The sequence below is a fragment of the Streptomyces flavofungini genome (assembly GCF_041028215.1).
Taxonomy (GTDB): Bacteria; Actinomycetota; Actinomycetes; order Streptomycetales; family Streptomycetaceae; genus Streptomyces; species Streptomyces flavofungini_B.
On sequence record NZ_JASKYR010001170.1, the window covers coordinates 1 to 1,516 of the forward strand.

A 1,516-nucleotide genomic window follows, 5' to 3' on the forward strand; every position below is an offset into this window, starting at 1 on the left:
CTCCCACCCGTCGGCGCGGGTCGCCCGGCAGTTGCGCCTGAGCGGGGCGGCGTGCGTCATCTCCGCACGGGACGAACTGCCCGGTGACGCGGAGATCCCGGTGATCTCCCCGCGGGACCTCGCCACCGCCGGCCCCGCCGAGGAAGAGGCGGCGGCCGGTCCCGGCCCCGACGACGAGGCGATCCTCTTCTTCACCTCCGGCTCGACCGGACTCCCCCGTCCGGTGGCGCTGACCCACCGCCAGCTCGCCCACAAGGCCCTGTCCTCCGGGCGGCTCGTCGGTTTCGACGAGGAGAGCAGGTGCGCCCTGCTCTCCGCCGTGACCTCCGACGCCCTGACCTACCAGATCTTCACCACCCTCGCGGCGGGCGGCTGCGTGGTCCCCATGGGCTCGCCCCAGGAACTCGCCCCCGCCGAGTTCTGGTCGCTGACGCGGCGTCTTGGGGTGAACGTCATCAACTGCGTGCCCTCCCTGCTCGCCGTCATGGCCGAGGGCCTGCCCCCGGGGGCCGCCGAGGACGTCCGCGTCTGCCTGCTCGGCGGCGACGAGATCCCGGCGGGGCTGCTGCCCCGGCTCGCGGACCGGCTGCGCGTGGGCACCTTCGCCAACCTGTACGGGCCCACCGAGGCGACCATCGAGGCGACCACCTTCACCTGCCCCGGTGCCGACTTCCCCGCCCTCACCACCGTTCCCGTCGGCAGGCCCTCCGAGGGCTTCGGCGTGCTGGTGCTCACCCCTCACGGGGACCACGCGCCGCCCGGCGTGCCCGGCGAGATCCACGTCCTCGGACCCGGCGTGGCCCGTGGCTACCTCGACGACGAACCGACGGGACCCGGCCGGTTCTGCGAACTGCCCGCGCATCCCGGCGTCCGCGCCTTCAGGACCGGCGACTTCGGCCGCTGGAACCACCGGGGCGAACTGGTCTTCCTCGGCCGCCGGGACAACCAGATCCAGATCCACGGCAACAGGGTCGAACTCGGCGAGGTGGAGGCCGCCCTCAGCTCCGTGCCGGGCGTCGTCACTGCCACGGTCCTCCCCCTGACGGCGTCCTCGGGGCCGCCCTCCATCGCGGCCGTCTACACCTCCGACCAGGACCTCGAACCGTCCGACGTACGCGACATGCTGGCGCGGCGGCTGCCGGGATACATGGTCCCGGGGCGACTGCTGCGGCTCGACGAGCTGCCCGTCACCCTGCACGGCAAGATCGACCGCGTGGCCCTCCTGGCCCGTCTGGCGAGTCTGGACGGCGCGGTCTGGGAACCGGCCGACGAGCCGGGCCGCACCGTCGCGCGGATCTGGGCCGACGTGCTCGGCGCCCCGCCCCGCGCCGCGGACGCCGACCTGTTCGCGGCGGGCGGCCACAGCCTCACCGCCGCCGTCCTCGCCGGGCGTCTCGGCCAGGCGGCCGAAGGCGGTGTGATCACCGTCCGCGACGTGTTCGCGGCCCGCACACCCGAGAACCTCGCCTCGCTGCTGCGCCGCGCGGCGGCCGACGGCTCGCCCCGCCCCGCACCC

Annotated in this window: 1 protein-coding gene; it reads left to right on the forward strand. The window is 74.9% G+C overall.

What is annotated here, in order from left to right:
• Positions 1–1,516 (forward strand): non-ribosomal peptide synthetase (locus AB8Z36_RS39455; protein WP_369218177.1); only part of this gene is annotated, 1,516 nt, incomplete at both ends.